This window comes from Achromobacter sp. 77 (assembly GCF_020541125.1).
Classification (GTDB): domain Bacteria; phylum Pseudomonadota; class Gammaproteobacteria; order Burkholderiales; family Burkholderiaceae_B; genus Achromobacter; species Achromobacter mucicolens.
On sequence record NZ_CP059848.1, the window covers coordinates 4,808,302 to 4,827,021 of the forward strand.

The window sequence follows — 18,720 nt, forward strand, 5'->3', positions numbered from 1 at the left end:
GGGTCAATGAATGGTGTGCAGTTCGTAACTGGCGTCGTCGCGGTCTTGCCGGGCGGGCTCGGTGCACAGGAACGAATTCCAGCCCAGGCGCACCTCGGCGCCTGCGCCCAACTGGCTGGGGGTGACGCTCTCGCGCGCCAGCACCAGCCGCACCTCGTATTCGAACGTCATCCCGCCGAACATCGTCAGCAGTTTCTCCAGCGCCTGCGCGCGCTCGCCGCCCGGCAGGAAGTCGGTGAACGCCTGGCCCGACAAGGGGCCGATCCAGAGCCGGATGCGCAGGTCGCGCTGCCAGATGCGGTCGCCAGCAAGCGCCGACACGCCCAGCACGGCGCCAGGATGCCCAAGCTGCGTGCGGTTCTGCGGCGGGACGTCATACCAGCGGCCGACGAACTGTTCCACGCGCAGCGGCACGCCAAAGTAATCCTGCAGCACGCGCTGCAGGTACGGCGCCGACACCGGACGCTGACGCGCCGCCGCCGCGTAGTGCGCGATCGATTCGTCATGGACGCGGCCCGCGCCGTTGTGCAGGCGGTCCCGCAGCGCCGGATGGCCGATGCCGCCCAAGGCCAGCAAGAGCGGCAGGTAATGATGGTCCGGTTCGGTTTCGTGCCGCAGCGGCATGCGGTATTTCTTCCACGCCGCGTAGAACAGTGCCGCCGCCCGGTTCGAAAAGATGTCGAAGAACGCTCGGGCGCCCCGGTCGCGCCGCAGGCTTTCGCGGTTGGCCAACATTTCCGAGTAATGCAGCGGCAATGCGCCCTGCCCGCCCAAGAGGCCAAAGAAAGCGGGCGTCACGTCCACGCGGCCCAGCCGGCCTTCGGCCACGGCGGCCTGCCGCGCGGCCTCGTCCGCCAGCACTTCGCCGTTCTTGTCGTACGCCACTGCATCCACGATCTCGCTGGGCGGAAAGCCCAGGCCCGGCGCATTGGGAAAGCGCAGGTGCACCGGCACCGGATGACGCGTCGCACCGCGCTCCTGCCGCGCAAAGCATTGCTCCAGCAGGCGCACCGCCTGGAAAAACTTGAAGCGCTGCGGCTCGGCCAGCAGCGCGTCCATCACGCTAGGATGGCGTCGCCGTTGCAAGGGGGGCATCGTAGAAGTTCCTCCGCGCCGCGGCGCGACAACACAACCAACTGCACGAAACTGTTCGCGTGCACATACAGGCCGAAGAAGCGATTGATGACCGCCACGAACGTGTGCAGGCTGGTGCCCACGAAGTGGTCTTCATTGACGGTCAGCCGGATTTCGATGCCGCGCACGAAGGTGGCGAACGGTTCGCCCGGCATCCAGTGCGTGGCGGGCTTGTAGTCCAGTCCCACCAGCCCTTCGATCTGGCGCGCGGCCACGGCCGAGCCGGACAGGTCGTACAGGCGCAGCGTTTCCTTGAGCGCCGGCAGACCGCTTTGCACCAGGGACAGATGGTTCAACGCCAGATGCGAAATCAGGCGCCAATGCGCTGCGCGGCCCTGCGGGAACCGGTGCGAATGCGTCGGGCGGCGCAGCATGCGGATCGTGCGCGCCACCGAACCGCCTTCCAGGAACAGGTCGCCGCCCGCCTGCCCCACCGCAATCTGCGACGGCAAGTCCCGATTGGTGCAGGTCAGATCCAGGCTCAGCGTTTCGGTCTGCGGCACCGACGGGTCGAAGTCGATATCGACGATCGAAATCTCCGTCTCATAGCCCGGACTGCGCTGCGCCATCGACGCATCGCGCCGCATCGTCCAGTAGTGGCCCGCCTTGTCGGGCGATTCGCCATGGTGCAGCGAATAGAACGGCCTGAATTCCACGACCGCATCGCCCTGCGCGTTCTGACGCACCTGGCGCACGCGGTCGATCGAATAGACCTCGTAGCCATAGGCCCGCCGCGCATCCGCCACCACCGGGTACGACGCCGACGCATGCGTGACGCGGATGGGATCCGCGCGCTGCGAAAACAGGTTGGACACCGGCGTGCAGCCGAGCCGCAGATTGTCGGCGGACGTCGATTCCAGCAGCCGCGCGGTATTGGAATCCGCGCGCAGGCCGCTGACCGGCAGGTGCAGCGTGAACTGGCGCACCGTGCCCAGATAGGGGCGCAGCGCGGCCAGGTCGATGTCCACGAAGTTGAATTTTTCCGAGAACACGAAGTACTCGGCCAGCAGGCGATACGCCGGGTGCGAACTGGCCGGAAAGTCGATCAGCGCATCTTCTTCCGCCAGGCCCACCTGCCCGACCGGAATGGCGGGCAGACGATCCCAGCGTCCCGGTTGCAGCTCCACGTAGGCCGCGGCGGCGCGCAGGAACAGCGCGTCGCGCAATGCCGCCACGAATGACGGTTCACCGTGCAGGTACACCCGAAGCCGGTCCACGCCCAGGGCCCCGAAATGCTGGTTCTCGCCCTGGCAACCCAGAGTGACGGAAAAACGTCCGGTCACGCCGGCCGGCAGCTTGGCCGTGGCGGGCGCATTGGCGCTGGACTCAAAGCCCGCGCGCAACACTTCGACCGGCGCCAGCGTGACGTCATAAGTGGTGCGAAAGCGGCACGACACGCCCCGGACCGGGTGCGACTTCAGTTCCGTGCCGCGCGCAATCCGGACCGGCGCGGTCAGTTGCGCGCCCGCGCCCCCAAGGTCGAACTGCGCGATGCTGCAAGAGGGAAAAGGCCGCAGGTAATGCGGGTACATCACCTCGAACAACGCTTCGGTGAATTCAGGGTAGTCGTCGTCCAGCTTCTTGTTGATGCGGGCGCTCAACAAGGCGAACGACTCGATCATGCGTTCAACGTGCGGATCTTCGCAGGTCTCGCCCGACAGGCCGAGCCGCGCGGCGATCTTCGGGTAGCGTTCGGCGAAGTCGCGCGACGACGTGCGCAGAAAGCCCAGTTCGCGCTCGTAATAAGGCAGCAATTCTTCCATTGTTGTCTTTCCTTCCAGCGCGCCAATGCACCTGCGTTACGAATGGGGCCTCAGACCGTGGCCGGGCTCTTGGCCCAGCCCTTGGTCACGGAGTACTGCAGCGTCGAGGGCTGCAACGTGGCGTCGAAGGTGACGGGCTCGTGGGCGGGTCCCACGTCCAGCATCGCCGTGATCGCGAAATACAGCACCGAGGTCGCGCGGTTGTCCACCTGGAGCATCACCCGCACGTGCGTCAGGCGAGGCTCGTGGCGCGCGATCGCCTGCTCCAGCGAGCGGCAGATGAATTCGCGGTCATAGTGGCTGGCAAGACTCAATCCGGAAAAGTCCGACAGGCCGTATGTCAGCACCGACCGCTGGCAGTTGGGGAAGCGCCGCAAGTCTTCCTCGGTGAACACCATGCGGGTGTTCAGCAAGGCCTCGATGTCGCGCGCCACCGTTTCCTTCATCTCTTCGATCGACAGGCGGCGCAGCGCATAGGGCGATTGGCCCTCCGCCTCGAACAGCTTGTCGAACAGACTCGGTTCGAATCCTTTCATCGGGGCCTGATCAATCCGGAGACAGCAAAAAAATGGACAGCGGCCCGGCTCGGGCCGCGGTCTCTTGGCAACCTGGCAGCGATCAGACCGAGTAGGTCTTGTCGTTCTTGGTCAGGCTCCAGGCGCCCTGGGCGTTGCCGCCCTGGTTGCCGCCGACCTTCTGCTGCGTGTACTTCCACTGCACGGCGGCGTACTTCAGCGAGAACGACTCGTGCGGCAGGCCTTCGGCAACCACTTCCGGCGCCACGCGCGCAATGATCACGTACTTGAGCTTGATTTCCAGGTACTTGACCCGATTGCCCTCACCGTCCGCGCGCAGAAAATCGATGGTGACTTCATCGAACGTCGTGCCGCCGGACGCGTGCTGATACAGCAGCGGGCTGACCACGTCCAGATCCTTGGTGAAGACCATTTCGCCGTGTTCGGTGCGCTCGGCGGTATGGCCGCCCGAGGTCGACGCCGTGGCCGAACGCGGCTGGATGATTTCATGGCGCCACGAGCTGACTTCGATCCAATCCGGGTGGTCCTTGTCTTGCGATTCGCCCTTGAGCGCCGGATTGCCGAACTTGACGTAGATGTCCTTCATTGTTGATAACCTCTTTCAATGGATGAGTGGTCAGTGCAATGACGATCAGGATTTCTGAGCCTGAGCCGGCAGTTCGGCAACCAGGCGCAACGAGATCGAGAGTTCGTCAAGCTGGAAATGCGGCCGCAAAAACGCCACGGCGCGGAAGACGCCCGGACGTCCCGGGACCTCGGCCACCTGCACCGAAGCTTCGCGCAGCGGAAACTGCGCTTTTTGTTCCTGCGTCGCGTTGTCGTCCAGCAGCACGTACTGCGACACCCAGCGATTCAGGAAACTCTCAACGGACTGCGCCGACGCGAAGCTGCCGATCTTGTCGCGCATCATCGCCTTCAGGTAATGCGCCACGCGCGACACCGAGAAGATGTACTGCAGCTGCGCCGACAACACCGCATTGGCGTTGGCGCTGTCCGTGTTGTATTTCTTGGCCTTCTGCACCGACTGTGCACCGAAGAAGGCCGCGTAGTCCGAATTCTTGCAATGCACCAGCGGGATCAGGCCCTGATCGCTCAGTTCCTTTTCCCGGCGGTCCGTGATGGCGATTTCGGTCGGGCACTTGAGCGCGATTTCGCCGTCGTCCGTCTTGAACGTGTGCGTCGGCAGGTTCTCGACCAGACCGCCGCCTTCCACGCCGCGGATCGCGGCGCACCAGCCAAAGTCGGCAAACGCGGCCGTCAGGCGGGCGCCGAACGCCCACGCCGCGTTGCACCACAGGTACTTCGAATGGTCGGTGCCGTCCACGTCCTCAACGAAGTTGAAACCTTCGACCGTGGTGCCTTCCACCGGATCGTAGGGAAGGCGGCCCAGGAAGCGCGGCATGGTCAGGCCCACATAGCGGGAGTCTTCCGAATCGCGGAAGCTGCGCCACTTGGTGTATTCCACGGTGTCGAACACCTTGGCCAGGTCGCGCGGGCGGCCCAGGTCGGCAAAGCTGTCCAGACCCAGCAGTTCGGGCGAGGCCGAGGCGATGAAGGGCGCGTGCGAAGCCGCGGCCACGTGCGACATCTGCTCGATGAAGTACATGTCCTCGGGCTGGCGCGTGATCTCGAAGTTGCCCAGCAGCGCGCCGAACGGCGCGCCGCCAAACGTGCCGAACTCTTCTTCGTAGACCTTCTTGAACATCAGGCTCTGGTCGAAGTCGATGGCGGTCTGGAAGTCGCGAACCAGGTCACGCTTGGTGGTGTTCAACACCTTGATCTTCAGCATCGGGCTGGTGTCGGTCTCCTGGCACAGGTAGTGCAGGCCGCGCCACGTGCTCTCCAGGTTCTGGAATTCCGGCGCGTGCATCACCTCGCTCAGTTGCGCGGAGATCAGGCGGTCCAGCTCGGCCACGCGCGCATCCAGCATCGCGGAAAGATTGTCGGACACCACCACGGTGCCCTTCATGACTTCACGCACCAGCTCACCGATGATGTCTTTGGCGCGATCGTGCTCGGCGGTCGACTTGGCGACCCGGCTCTGCTCGACGATCTGGTCCAGCAGGCCGCCTTGCGCGTCGGCCGGGGCGGCAGCGGCGTTCTGTGCAGTGGCGGAATTACTCATTGCGGCCTCCCTTGTCGGTCTCGCTGGTCAACTGTTGCAGCTTCTCGGTGCTGGACAACACTTCGCCCAGCAGGTCTTCCAGCTTGTCGTTGCCCGCCAGCTTGTTGCGCAGGTCCGCCAGCTTGGTGCGTATGTCGAGCAATTCGCGAAGCGGATCCACCTGCTGGACCACGGCTTCCGGGCGGAAATCCTCGATCGAACGGAACTTCAGGTCCACGCCGAACGTGCCGCCTTCCTCGGTCAGCGCATTCTTGACGCGGTACGCGGCGCGCGGCTCCAACCCACGCATCACGTCGTCGAAGTTGTCGACGTCGATGTTGACGAACTTGCGGTCCTTCAGACGCGGCAGCTCGGCTTCGGATTGCGCCGAAAAGTCCCCCACCACGCCCACGACGAAGGGAAGCTCCTTCTGTTCGATGGCGTCGCCCTTCTCCACGTCATACGTGAGCTGAACGCGCGGCGGACGGACTTTCTGCAATCGTTTCTGAACGCTTTCTTTCTTGGCCATGGATGGCTCCGTGCAAAGGATCGTGGCGGTCGGTCAGGCGCGCCGGGCTAGCCAGCGCTGCCTGGGCGAATCACTTGGTAAGCAGGTCGCCGAACGGGTTCGGCGCGCGGTTGGGCTGCTGGGCGGGCTGGGTTGCGGCGGGCGACGCATGGGACGCGGCCCCCGGCGCGGCGCTGGGAGTCACCTTGGGTGCGGCAGGCGTCGATGCGGCAGGTGCGGCACCCGTCGGTGCAACGCCCGTCGGGGCGGCGCTGGAAGGCGACGCACTCGCCGGGGCGGGGTCGGCCTTGCGCGGCGGCTGACGCGGACGCGGCGGCGGGCGGCGGCCTTCCGGGAACAGCACATCCTGCCCCAGCGTCTCGCGCATTGCCGCGGCCAGGGCCACGGCGTCTGCGCGCGCATTGCCTGCCAGCAACGCATCGGCGCGCAGGTCCGCCAGCGACTGCATGGCCACACGCAGGCCGCCGACGGCGCGCACGCTCTTGGCCACGAAATCATCCGGGTCGCGGCTCAGCGCCTCGTCGGCCGCGACGATGGCTTGACCATATTTCTGTTCGTCGAAACGAATCTTCGCGATGTAGGACCACGGCAATCCCTTGGACGGATTGCGGACCGCAATCTCCTCGAATTGCGCGACGGCCTGGTCGGCGCTCTTTTGCTCAAGCGCCTTTTCCGCTTCGGCCATGGATTGTTTGTATTCGGATTCCGACTGCGGTTTTACCGACGCGCAGCCGGCCATAACGGCAACGACACCTGCGAGAACGACGAGGCGGGGAAAGCGCATTTTTAAGCACCTAGCGGGGTTGTAACTAGGGGCCGTATTTCAACAACCTTTTGTTAGCCCAGCGCTACAGCAAGTGTCTTCATGTTACTTGCGTCGAAATTGCGCCTAACGTGCTGCGATCTGTATTGCTTCACACACTTCCGGTATAAAGGGCCATGTCCAAACATATCCATTTATCACGCTTCTTCGCAGTCGCGGCTTGCTCGCTTGCAAGCACCGTCATTACTGGATGTGCGGCCGTATCAGCCATCGGCGCGGTGGCCGGCTTGACCGGAAATGCGATGGAGATGGCGGGCCTGAAAAAGCCCGAAAACGCGCCTGTCGAGGTGAATTTGACGATCCATGCCGGAGAAAATTTGAATGCCAGCAGCGGACAGTCGATGGCTGTAGTTACAAAAATATACTACCTGAAGAATCCTGAGCAATTCCAACGTGCGCCGCTCACGCAATTGATAGACACTGCTGCCGAGAAAGCCACGCTCGGGGAATCCGTGCTGGGAATACGTGAGCTGACGCTCACACCCGGCCAACGGTTCGAAGCCGTCGAAAAGGTCCCCAAGCAAGCCGATTACATCGCGATCGCCGGGTTGTTCTACGCGCCCGCGCCGATGCGTTGGAAGTATGTATTCAAGGTCGACGACGTGGAAGACAGTGGGATTGTGCTGGGCGCGCACGCGTGTGCGCTCACCGTCGCCACTGGCAAACCCACGTTGCCGGCGGGCCTGCCAGCCTACGACCCGGCACGCCTTTCCGGCGTGCAGTGTCCCGGTTGACGCGCATTGCGCGGAGGCCCGCCTTCTATATGAAGACATGGAAAGACAAGCAAAGGGAGCGCCAACTTGAGTCACTCAGCCAAAGTCCTTTGGGGCGAAGGGTTGTTTCTGCGGCCGCAACATTTTCAGCGGCAGGATGCCTATCACGAAGACCGGCTGGCCGAGATGGCCCGCGCCTTGCATCCCTATGCGTGGGGCCTGCGCGCCGCGCGCTTCGATGCATCGGCATTGGCCAACGGCATGTTGCGCGCCACAGAAATGAGCGCGGTGTTTCCGGACGGTGAACTCTATAACGCCCCCCACGGCGATGAACTGCCGCCGCCGGTTGCACTGACCGCGCTGGATGGCGTCACCGAAGCGGTCTTTTATCTGGCCATCCATCCGCTCAAGGCGATTGGCGGCAATTACCGCGATGGCCAGTCGGCAGCCAGCTTCGATTCACGCTACACGCACAACAATGCGCCGGCCCCCGACCTGTACACGGGCGCCACCACGGCTGAGCTGGCGTTCCTGCGCAAAGACGTGCGCCTGATCTCGGAATTTGAACCGCGCGACGCGCTGCTGGCCATTCCGGTGGCGCGCGTGCGCCGCACCGCCAGCGCGGGCTATGAGCTGGACACCACCTTCGTTGCGCCGAGCCTGTCGTTGACGGCCTCTGGCGCCCTGCATGAACAGCTGCGCCGACTGCTGGACGCGCTGCAGGCCAAGGTGAATGCGCTGTATGGCTTTCACCGCGAACCCAGCAAGAACATCATCGAGTTCCGCTCGGGCGACGTCGCCTCGTTCTGGCTGCTGCACACGGCCAACGAGGCCTACGCCACGCTGTCGCATCTGTTTCACCACCCGCAGCTCCACCCGGAACGCCTATTCCAGGAACTGGCGCGGCTGGCGGGCGCGCTGATGACGTTCTCCAAGCTGCATACGCTGGCCGACCTGCCCGTCTACCGGCATGACGCGCCCGGCCCGGCGTTCGCCCGCATGGACGAAATCCTGCGCGACCTGCTGGAAACGGTGATCTCCACACGCTACTTCTCCATCGTGCTGGAAGAGTTGCGGCCGTCGTTCCACATGGGCAGGCTGGATTCGGAAAAGCTCGACGAAACCACGTCGCTGTATCTGGCCGTGCAGGCCGCGATGCCTGCCTCGGAACTCTCCGAAAGCGTGCCCATGCGCTTCAAGGTGGGCGCGCCGGAAGACGTAGACAAGCTGGTGCTGTCGGCCATGCCCGGCGTGCCGCTGGCCTACACGCCGCAGGTGCCGCCGGCGGTGCCCGTCAAGCCCGGGGCGGTGTATTTCGCGCTACAGGCGCGGGGTTCGCTCTATGACCGCATGCTGCAAGCGCGCAGCATCGCCATCTACGCGCCCGCCGGCATCCCTGAGCTCAAGCTGGATTTGATTGCAGTCACCCGCTGACAGGACACGTACTTCCATGACCGCAGACGCTCCCTCCCTGATGCCCGGCGCCACGCTGCCGCCCCGGGCCGCCGAGTTCCACGCCAGCCGTCCGGCCAGGTCCTTGCTGGACTTGCTGTATGACGGTTTCCTGATGCTTTTCCTGCTCAAGAGCGGACAGGAGCCCACCGACGCCGCGGCGTTCTCGGCGCGGGTGCAGCAGTTTCTGGCGGACTACGAACGCGCCGCCAAGAAAATGGATATTCCCGCGGAAGACGTGTATGCCACCAAGTATGCATTCTGCGCCGCGGTGGACGAGACCGTGCTGAATTCGCAGTTCGCCATTCGCGATGCGTGGATGCTGCAACCCCTGCAGCTCACCTTGTTCGGCGAACAGCTGGCTGGCGAGAATTTCTTTGCCCGGCTGGAAGACCTGCGCGCCCAAGGCGCGCCGCGCCTGCAATCGCTTGAGATCTATTACATGTGCCTGTTGCTCGGCTTTCAGGGCAAGTACCTGATCGAGGGCCAGGAAAAACTCGGCTATCTGACTGCGCGGCTGGGCGACGAGATCGCGCTGCTGCGCGGCAAGCGCACCGGTTTCGCGCCGCACTGGCCGCTGCCCGACAAGGTGGCGCACACGCTGAAACGCGACGTGCCGCTGTGGTCGATCATGGCTGTCTTTGCGCTGCTCGGCCTGCTGGCGTTTCTGGGGATGCGCCACTTCCTGAACACCGAGATGCAGACGGCGATGGCGCCGTACCACGACATCGTCAAGCTGGGTCCGCGCGCCGCGCACCTGACGATTTCGCTGCCATAGCGTCCGGGCCGGCTCCCGGCCCTGCTTTCACCCGCCCCCTCCCGGCGCGTGCCCCGCGCCCCGGCTCTGCCGACCGACATTCGCCACGTCCTATGAACGCCTTGCCTTCGAACGCCCCGGCCTACTCGTCATTGAACATCGCCACGCTGTCGCAGCAGGCGCGCCTGCTGCGCCTGGACACCCCGCTGAACGCCGAGCTCGTGGTCGAACACCTGAACCTGCGCGAAGGCGTGTCGCGCCTGTTCTCGCTGACGCTGGACTGCCTGGCGGCCAGCGCCGAAGTGGACGTGGGCGCGTTGCTGGGCAAGGAGATCAGCGTCAGCCTGCTGCAGGCCGATGGCGCGATGCGGCGGTGGCACGCGGTGGTGGAAGGGGTGGACGCGCTGGGCGCCGACGGCGGGCTGGCGCGTTTCCGCCTGCATGCCGCGCCGTGGATGGCCGCGCTGGCGTTGCGGCGCGACAGCTTCATCTACCAGGACCTGTCGGTGCAGGACATCGTCAGCGAGGTGTTTTCGGATTATCCCCAGGCCGCGTTCGCCTTTGAATTGAGCCAGGCGCTGGAGCCGCTTGCCGTCTGCACGCAGTATCGAGAGTCGGACCTGGCGTTCGTCGAACGCATCCTGACCGAGGCGGGGTTGAGCTATCGCTTCGAACACCAACAGGACGACGGCCAGTCCGCCAGCGGCGGCGCGCGCCACCGCGTGGTGATCTTCGACGCCGACGCCGCGCGTCCGCAGGACCCGGCCTCGCCCTTGCGCTTTCACCGTAGCGACGCGACCGAAACAAGCGACAGCATCACCCGGTTTGCCGCCCGGCAGGCCGTGCGGCCCAACCGCGTGGCGCGCGCCGCCTGGAACGAGCGCACGCTGAACGCGCACGCCGCGCAGAGCCAGTCGCAGGTGCAGGTGAAATCCCTGCCCGTCCTTGAAGACTACGACTACGCCGGCCATGGCCGCTATGGCGATGACGACGCGGCCGAGCAGAGCGCGGCGCGGGCGCTGCGCGCCCATGAATCCGAGGTGGTGCGCTTTGAGGGCGCGGGCACCGCCCGCTCGCTGGCGGCAGGGCACGTGTTCGCGCTGAGCCAGCACGCACGCTACGCCGAAGGCGGCGGCGGACAGGCCGCCGACGAACTGGGCGGCAACCGTTACGTGGTGCTGGACGTGACGCACGAAGCCACGAACAATCTGGGCAGCCAGGCCGCGCAGGTGTTGAACACCCCGGACATGGAGCGCGGCACATATCGCAATGTCTTCGTTGCGCAGCCCGACGCGGCAGCGTTGGTGCCCGCGTGGCGCGCGCGCCCCACGGCGCCGGAAAGCCTGGCTGCCGTGGTCGTCAGCGCGGCCGATGCGCCCATCACCGCCGACCGCGATCTGCGCGTCAAGGTGCAGTTTCCGTGGCAGCGCGGCGAAAAGCCGCTGCCGGGCGGCCTGCCGCATCGCACGCATGGCGATGCCAGCGGCAATGCGCCCGGCGATGACCGCTCGGGCACGTGGCTGCGCGTGGCCAGCGCGCAGGCGGGCCCAAACTGGGGCGCGCATCACCTGCCGCGCGCCGGCACCGAAGTCATCGTTGAATTCATCGACGGCGATATCAACCAGCCCGTTGTCGCGGGGCAGCTCTACAACGATGCGGATCTGCCGCCCTGGTCCGCCGGCGAAGACGGCGACGCCAATCACGCCGGCGTGTTGAGCGGGTGGCACAGCCAGGGCCTGGATGGCGCGGGCCGCAACCAATGGCTGTTCGACGACACCAAGGGCAAACTGCGCACACGGCTGGCCAGCTCCACCGCGGCCACGCAACTTGGGCTGGGCTATCTGGTGGAACAGGATCTGGATGACGCCAGCCGCGGCCAATGGCGCGGCACCGGCTTTGAACTGCGCTCGGATGCGTGGACGGTCGTGCGTTCCGGTCAGGGCATGCTGTTGTCGGCCACCGCGCGGGAACAAGGCAAGTCGACGCAAGCCGATGCAGAGGAAGCCTTGCTGCTGCTGCGCGGCGCGCAGGACGCGTCGCGCCGGTTGAACGACAGCGCGGGCCAGCACAAGGCGCGCCCGCTGGCGGCGTCCGAAGGCTACGAAGACCTGCTCAAGGCGCTGGACCCCAAGCTGGAAGGCCGCTACGCCGCCCAGGTGAACGGGCAGGCCGCGGGCAAGGCCGCCGACGGGAAACGCACCGGCGAGGCCGCCGTCGAGCGCATCAACGGCCCGCATCTGCTGATCGATTCGCCGAACTCGCTGAACCTGGCCACGCCGGCCAGCGCCGTGTTGCACGCGGGCGAACACCTGCACGCCACGGCGCAATCCGATGCGCATGTGGCCGCCACGCAAACCTATGCGGCGGTGTCGGCACGGTCGGCCAGCGTGTTCGCGCAGCAAGGGGCGATACGCGCGGTGTCGGCACACGCGCCCGTGTCGCTGCACGCCCACACCGACATTCTGGAAGCCCTGGCAGGGCAAGACATCACCGTCACGTCATCGGCAGAAGGCATCGAGATCCTGGGCCAGCAGCGCGTCACCTTGCAGGCAGCGGGCGGCAGCGTCATCCTCGACGGCGCCGATATCGTCTTCAAGGGACCGGGGCTGTTTTCGGTCAAGGGCGCCACGCATAACTTCGTCGGCCCCGGCAGCGATGCCGCCGCGCTGCCGGCGCTGCCCAGCACCACGGTCGACGACCCGCTGATCGTCAGCGCAGAGCTTATCCACAAGGACGGCGCCCTGGCCTCGGCCGCCAAAAAAGCCGGAACCAGCCTGATGGCCGGTTTTGGCGGCGCGGGCGCGGCGGGTGCTGACGGGGGCCTGGGCGGATTGGGCGACCTGGCGCCCAGCGGCTTGGGCGACCTGGGCAAGACGGCCGCCGGCGCGGCGGCCAAGCTCTCGCAATTTGCCGGCCAGGCCAACACATTGGCCGGGCTCGCGAAAAATCCCATGAGCGCGTTGTCGCAGGCGCCGGGCTTGCTCGGCGGCATGGGTTCGACGCCCTCCGCCGTGGGAGGCTTGCTGAACACGGCCAAGAACACGATGGGCATGGTGTCGCAGGCGCAAGCCATGATCGCCAACCCGATGTCCGCGCTGCCCGCCGCCTCCGGCATGCTGGCGTCCGTCGCGCCCGGCGCGGGCGGCATGATCGACGGCGCGACGGCAGCCGTTGGCACGGTCTCCAAGGCCGCTGAATGGGTCAAGGACCCCACCGCCGCCCTGCCCGCCGCGACCGACATGCTGGCCTCGGCCGCGCCCGAAGGCGCGTCCAAGATGATCACGAGCGCCGCGTCGATCGCGGGACTGGGCAAGGGTGCAGAGGTAGGTTCGGGCGCAGGGCTTGCCGCCGACGGCGGACTGACGGGCGCGGCCGCGACGCCGTCCTTCGCGCCGACGGGGACCGGCGCTGCGCAATCGGCGGCAGCAGGATCGGCGCCAGCGTCGGCATCAAGCCCGACCACCGTGGCGAGTTCGTCGCCAGCAGCCGACCCGGCAGGCGCCGGTGCATCGGCTACTGCAGGGGCATCGGCAACGGCTAGTGCGTCGGCTACTGCAGGGGCCTCGGCAGGTGCATCGGGAACGGCAGGCGCGTCGGCAACGGCAGGCGCATCGACGCAGGCCACGGCTTCCGCGACCACGGCACCACCGCCATCCGCGGCCCCCTCCGCCGTTTCAGGAACTCCGGCGTCCGCGTCGGCACAGGCCTCGTCACCGGCCTCGCAAACGGTCTCGCAATCGGCCTCGGAAACGGCGTCGGGATCGAGATCGGCCGCGACTTCGGAATCTGCCACGACGCCCACCGCGCAGGCCACGGCGGCCGCAACGCTTCCGTCTTCGGCGGCCACCGCCGCCGCGGCGCCCGCGGCATCGCCCGCAGGCGCCATGGCTGACAACAGTGCGAATCCGGCCAACGGCACCCTGCAAGCGCCGTCCGCATCCGACGCCGCAACACAAACGCCCACGCTTGCCACGGCAGCGGCCGGCAGCAGCGCCGCGTCTGCAATTCCTTCCCAAGCAAGCACCAGCGCCGGCGTGGGAACTAGCTCTGGCGCGGGCGCGGGCATCGCTTCAGTCGCTGGTGCGGGTGTCGCATCGGGCTCAGCCCTGGCAGGCACAAGCATCGCGTCCAATGCGTCGCTCGCCAGTGCGGACACCGGCGTCGCCTCCGGCATGCTCCTGGCAGATGCGAACCCGGGCATTGCATCCAGCACGTCCTTCACAAGCGCGGACGCAGGTATTGCCTCCGGCACGTCCCTTGCAAACGCGGACGCCAGCATTGGCTCCGCCACTTCCCTCGCAAGCGCGGACGCCGGTATAACCCCCGCCGCGTCCCTTGCAAACACAGACGCCGGTATTACCTCCGCCGCGTTCCCCGCAAACACAGACGCCGGGGCACCTGCCGCCGCGTCCGTCGCAAACACAGACGCCGGTGTTGCCTCCGCCGTGTCCTCCGCACGCGCGGACGACCTTCTGGCATCTGGCGCTGCGGCCGCTGGCGCGGATGCGAACATCGCCTCGCCGGCATCTGTTGCTGGCGCGGACGCTGGCGTTGCGTCTGCCATCGCCACCTCAAGCTCCGGCACGGTCGTCCCGTCCATCGCGTCGGCTGCTGGCGGCGCCGCCGCTTTTGCTGCTGGCGCAACGGGAGTCGGCATCCCGGCCACGGGCGCGCTGGCTGCCTCGTTGGCGGGCCGCAGCAGTTCGGCGTCCGCAGCGATGACCATCGCGACCCAATCGGGATCGGGGTCGGAGTCGGGATCGGGGTCCGGATCGGCGTTTGACTCGCAAGCGTCCAAGGCAGGCGAGCCCGCTTTCGGCTCGTCCTCATCAGACACGTCCACGTCCGCTACGCAATCCGACGCTGCCGCCCGCTCGCATCTGTCCGCCAGCTCAGGCACGGAAGCGCCCGGCCGCATCGAGGCGGACGCCAGGACGGCGCCGGGCTCGACCCACGATGCAGCGCCGTCCGCGTCCATGGCCGCGCCGAGCCAAGCCCGTCAGACAGAGGGATCGGGAGCCGCCATCGGCCTGCTCGCCGCCATCGCCGGAACCGTCACTGCGACGACGTCGCGTCGTACGCACGCCCAGGACGGCGATGACGACACGCAGCACGCGCATGACGGCGACGACGCCACCCAGCACGCCAATGACGGCGAAGACACCACGCAGCACGCGCAGGTCGACCCGACACGTATCGGCGCCGCCGCCGCGGGATTGGCGCCCGCGTTCACGCAAGGATCGACAGTGCTGCAACCGGGCGCGTCGCCTGACGCGCATCGCTCGACCGGCCCAGCCCCGCATCTCGATCACACGGCGGAACGGGACGAGCAGACCACCCACGCGGAACACACCGCTCGCGACGCGCGCGACTGGCTTGCGCGCGGCACGTCCGCCCACCGCGTAGGCGGCAGCGACATAGCGTCCGGCGTACACGCAAGCCAGCGGGCCGATGCCCCCTTGGCCACCGGCACGGCCGCTGCGCGCGGGTCGATGAACGCCTCCGCTCATGACGCGGCTGACGCCGCGCAGCAGGACGACACGACCAAGGGGCGCAGCCCGGCTGCGAATGCCGCGCTGCTCGCGTCCATTGCGGCGGGCGCGGGCAGTCTGTTGGGCGCCACCTCTGCCGCGGCCAGCAGCGTCACGCAAGCGGCGTCCGGCTCGACCGCCGCGCCGGGCAGTCTGCCCGATGCTTTGGCGTTGCCGACTGGCGCGCCATCCGTTGCGGCGCCGAGCGTGCCGGTCGCGTCCGACGCGGCGATAAGCAGGTTGCCGGTCTCCTCCGGCGCCACGGACCCGGGCGCTACGCTGGCCGGCGCGCCGTCGCTGCCCGAATCGGCCGGCGTTTTCACCACGCCGCCCTTGTCTGGCGCGGCGCCGCAAACGCCCGGCTTCGTGCCTGCGTCCGGCGAGAGCCTGCCTCAGGGAACCGGGCTGCCCGGTGCGACCGGGGACGGCACTTTCGGGCTTCCTAACATCGAAGCTTCTCCCAGCCCATCCGTTGCCGTCGGCGCGGCGGGCGCGGGAGCGGCAGTTGACGCGGCCGCGACAAGCGGCGCCGCGACCTCGACCCTTCCCGCAGCCACGGGCGGCATCGCCAGCGCGGGTCCGCTCGCAGGAACAGACGCGGTTGCAGGTTCCGCGGGGGCTTCTCCCCGTTTGGCAACTGCCGACGTCAGCGAAGGCACGGCGGCAGGCGCCGGAATAGACACAGGCTCAGCAGATGCAGGTGTTGGCGCAGGTGCTGTTGCTGGTATAGCAGGTACAAGTGCCGACGCAGGTACAGTTGCTGGTGCGGCAGGTACAGGTGCCGATGCAGGTGCAGTTGCTGGTGCAGCAGGTACGGGCGCCGGTGCAGGTTCTGGCACAGGTGCTGGAGCTGGAGCTGGTACAGCAGGTGCGGGCGTAGGCCCGGCAGACGCAGGCGCAGGGGCAACCCCCGGCGCCGACGCGACCGCAAGTTCAACGAACGCCTCGGCGGCCTCCGCTCCCATTGGCGCGAATGGCGCGGCCGCGCCGGTCGGTTCCGCAGCGGCCAATGGCAGTGCACCGGCAACCGTCACAACGCAAACTACCGGCGCGCCCTCCCCGGCGGACGTCTCTTCGACGCAACCCGCCGAGACCACCGCCCCCATCGCTGGCGGCGGCGCCGGCCCAACGCCTCCCCTCGCCGCCGGCAACACCACCAGCGCAACGCCGCCCTTGGCAAGCGCCAGCACCGGCGCCGGTGCCACGGGCGCGATGCCTCCCATCGCAACGGCCGGCGCCGCAAGCGCCACGCCGCCCTTTGCGCCGGCCGGAACCACAGCCCCTGCCGCCCCGCCGGACACCGTGCTCGGCGCCGAGACCGCGCGCGCGGCGGGCATGGCCGACAGCACACCGGCAACCCGCGCGACGGACCTGTCAGCCGCAGGCGGTGCAGCCGGTGCAGCCGGCGCTGCCGCGGGCGGAGGTGGCGGCGCCGGGGCGTCCGGCATTGCCGCCGTGGCTGGCGGAGGCACCCTGGCGGCCATCGCGCAACAGGCCAGCACCGCCTCCAGCGTGCTATCTAGCGCCAGCACGCTCGCCAGCGGCGGCGTCAGCGCCAACGTTGGCGCAGCCATCGTGCCCGTCATGACGCAAGCGCTGAACGCGGCGGGCGACCGCGCCGCCGCGCTGAGTTCAGCCGTGGACACGCTGTTCTCGCTGCCCGACGTGAAGCAGGCCAACATTCCCGCCGTGGCCGGCGCCATTCTCAGCATGCCGGGCCTGTCGTCCTCGTCGGTGCCGGGCGTCATTGGCGCCATCCTGCAATCGCCCACGCTCGCCACCGAAACGCTGCCCAAGGTGGCCGAGGTGTTGATGAAGATCCCGGGCGTGGCGGATTCGCCGCTGCCGCAGATCGCGCGGGACGTGCTGGACACGATCGGACTGGGCCCGGTCGCCCGCACGCAGGGCACCAATCTGCCTGGCGGCCTGCCCGGCCCGTCCGGCTCCGGACGTGTGGTGCCCAGCGTCTCCACGTATCGCGGCCGCCAGGATGGCGCGCGCCTGCAATACGTCAACCTGGAACGCGCGGACGAACGCTGGAACGACGGCAACGCGTTGACCACCACCGAGCGGCAGACCCGCCGCCCGCGGATCCACGTGGAGTTCAACCGTCCGGGCGCGCACCGCTTCACCATCACCGTCAAGGCCGACGCCGGCAACATCGCCTACTCCAGCCGCGAGCGCGGCCGCCGCGCCAGCTACCAGGAGCCGCACGCCAACCCGCGCAGCTACGTCACGGACGCCGACGGCACCCGCATCGTCGATGACATCGACCTGCCCGCCGCCGGCCGCAACGTCTATCTGTTCGAGGTGCGCGACGAACGCGGCCAGCTCATCAAGACGGAGCGCGTCGAAACCGCGCGCCGCCTGTATATCCAGGAAGTGATGTGCATGAGCGCCCGCCCGGCGAACCATCTGGCCGACGTGACGCCGGTCACCGCGGAATTCGCGCTGCACGGCATCGACATGATCCAGCTGCCGCGCCTGCAATTCCGCGGCCGCTCGGCGGTGGATGCGGCGGACAACGTCGACGCGCAGCAGGCCATCATGGACGCCGTGCGCCGCGTATACGCCACCTCGCCTGGCAAGCAGCGCGAGCCTTACACGCTGGTGGTGTGCCACGTCGACCGGCTGGCCGCGCCCGGCACCAGCGGCGACATGCGCCTGCCCGTGCCCGCCGGCCCGGGCGGACGCGTGATGACGGTGCCCATCGTCAACGACGACCGAACCCTTGCCAGCCTCTGGTACGAGTTCGACGACAGCGACGACTGGCTCGTCCACGCCCGGTACCTCTACACCGACGCGTCGGGCGCGGAACGTTCGATTCCCATTCCGCGCCATTTGATGACGCCGCTGCGCGAAAGCTCCGGCGCCGTCTTCTCCGTGAAAGTCGACCTGACCCAGATTTCGTCCACGCCCCTGAACGGCGTGCTGAACATCCAGTTCAACACGGTCGCCGCCAGCTATGCTGGCCTGGCCATCACCGGCACCAACCTGCTGTTCGTGTCCACGCTGGATCCCTACGTCCCTAACTCGCAGGCGTACCTGACGGAAACGCTGGCCCACGAAATGGGCCACCTGCTCGGCATGGTGCCCAGCGGCCCCGATTGGCCCGGCCTGCGCAACGAAGACTCCTCGGCCGACGATTCCAAGCTGGATCCGCCGCAGTACTTCTACTACAACATGGGAGGACACTGCTACTTTGGCCTGCCCAACCGGAACGGCCAGTACAGCGATGAGATCGGGCAGTGCGTGATGTACGGCATCACCTGCGCCAACATCCACTTCTGCCCAAGTTGCAGCAAGGCCGTGCGCAAGGTGGACTGCTCGGAAGGCTGGACCTCATTCTGACGACGCGCCCCGGATCACCTTCGCCCT

At 67.3% G+C, this 18,720-nt stretch carries 11 protein-coding genes; 4 read left to right on the top strand and 7 right to left on the bottom strand.

The features are described from left to right. Positions 1-3: 3 nt before the first annotated feature. The 7 genes from tssG to H4P35_RS22305 all read right to left on the bottom strand — a co-directional run bounded on the left by tssG (position 4) and on the right by H4P35_RS22305 (position 6,850). On the bottom strand, positions 4-1,095 hold the full coding sequence (tssG, locus tag H4P35_RS22275; RefSeq protein ID WP_174245419.1) for a type VI secretion system baseplate subunit TssG: 1,092 nt from the start codon (positions 1,093-1,095) through the stop codon (positions 4-6). Next, entirely contained in the window at positions 1,059-2,897 is a 1,839-nt protein-coding gene (gene tssF / locus H4P35_RS22280; RefSeq protein ID WP_180097871.1) for a type VI secretion system baseplate subunit TssF, read from the bottom strand. The genes tssG and tssF overlap by 37 nt, the downstream gene beginning before the upstream one ends. 50 nt (positions 2,898-2,947) lie before the next feature. Beyond that, a complete protein-coding gene (gene tssE / locus H4P35_RS22285) occupies positions 2,948-3,433 on the bottom strand; it encodes a type VI secretion system baseplate subunit TssE (protein WP_226847048.1) in 486 nt (161 codons plus the stop codon). 82 nt (positions 3,434-3,515) lie between these two features. Beyond that, on the bottom strand, positions 3,516-4,019 hold the full coding sequence (locus tag H4P35_RS22290; RefSeq protein ID WP_006226591.1) for an Hcp family type VI secretion system effector: 504 nt from the start codon (positions 4,017-4,019) through the stop codon (positions 3,516-3,518). 45 nt (positions 4,020-4,064) lie between these two features. Then, positions 4,065-5,558 carry a type VI secretion system contractile sheath large subunit gene (tssC, locus tag H4P35_RS22295; RefSeq protein WP_226847049.1) on the bottom strand — a complete coding sequence of 498 codons (1,494 nt, stop codon included), beginning with the start codon at positions 5,556-5,558 and terminating at the stop codon, positions 4,065-4,067. Continuing rightward, positions 5,551-6,066, bottom strand: a complete 516-nt coding sequence (tssB, locus tag H4P35_RS22300) for a type VI secretion system contractile sheath small subunit (RefSeq protein ID WP_056325727.1) — start codon at positions 6,064-6,066, stop codon at positions 5,551-5,553. Before tssB ends, tssC begins: the two co-directional genes overlap by 8 nt. A 70-nt stretch (positions 6,067-6,136) precedes the next feature. Next, the gene (locus H4P35_RS22305) at positions 6,137-6,850 is read right to left on the bottom strand and encodes a M48 family metallopeptidase (RefSeq protein WP_226847050.1); all 714 of its coding nucleotides are present in this window, start codon (positions 6,848-6,850) and stop codon (positions 6,137-6,139) included. Between the two features lie 155 nt (positions 6,851-7,005). On the opposite strand from H4P35_RS22305, the gene tssJ reads away from it, so the two are divergent. From tssJ to tssI, 4 genes are all read left to right on the top strand, one after another. Next, on the top strand, positions 7,006-7,623 hold the full coding sequence (gene tssJ / locus H4P35_RS22310; RefSeq protein ID WP_081100935.1) for a type VI secretion system lipoprotein TssJ: 618 nt from the start codon (positions 7,006-7,008) through the stop codon (positions 7,621-7,623). 66 nt (positions 7,624-7,689) lie between these two features. Further along, a complete protein-coding gene (gene tssK, locus H4P35_RS22315; RefSeq protein WP_056325717.1) occupies positions 7,690-9,036 on the top strand; it encodes a type VI secretion system baseplate subunit TssK in 1,347 nt (448 codons plus the stop codon). Positions 9,037-9,052: 16 nt separating this feature from the next. Next, positions 9,053-9,832, top strand: a complete 780-nt coding sequence (icmH, locus tag H4P35_RS22320; RefSeq protein WP_056325715.1) for a type IVB secretion system protein IcmH/DotU — start codon at positions 9,053-9,055, stop codon at positions 9,830-9,832. A gap of 92 nt (positions 9,833-9,924) precedes the next feature. Then, positions 9,925-18,693 (top strand): type VI secretion system tip protein TssI/VgrG, encoded by an 8,769-nt coding sequence (tssI, locus tag H4P35_RS27240; RefSeq protein ID WP_304518353.1) that lies wholly within the window; start codon positions 9,925-9,927, stop codon positions 18,691-18,693. Positions 18,694-18,720 lie beyond the last annotated feature (27 nt).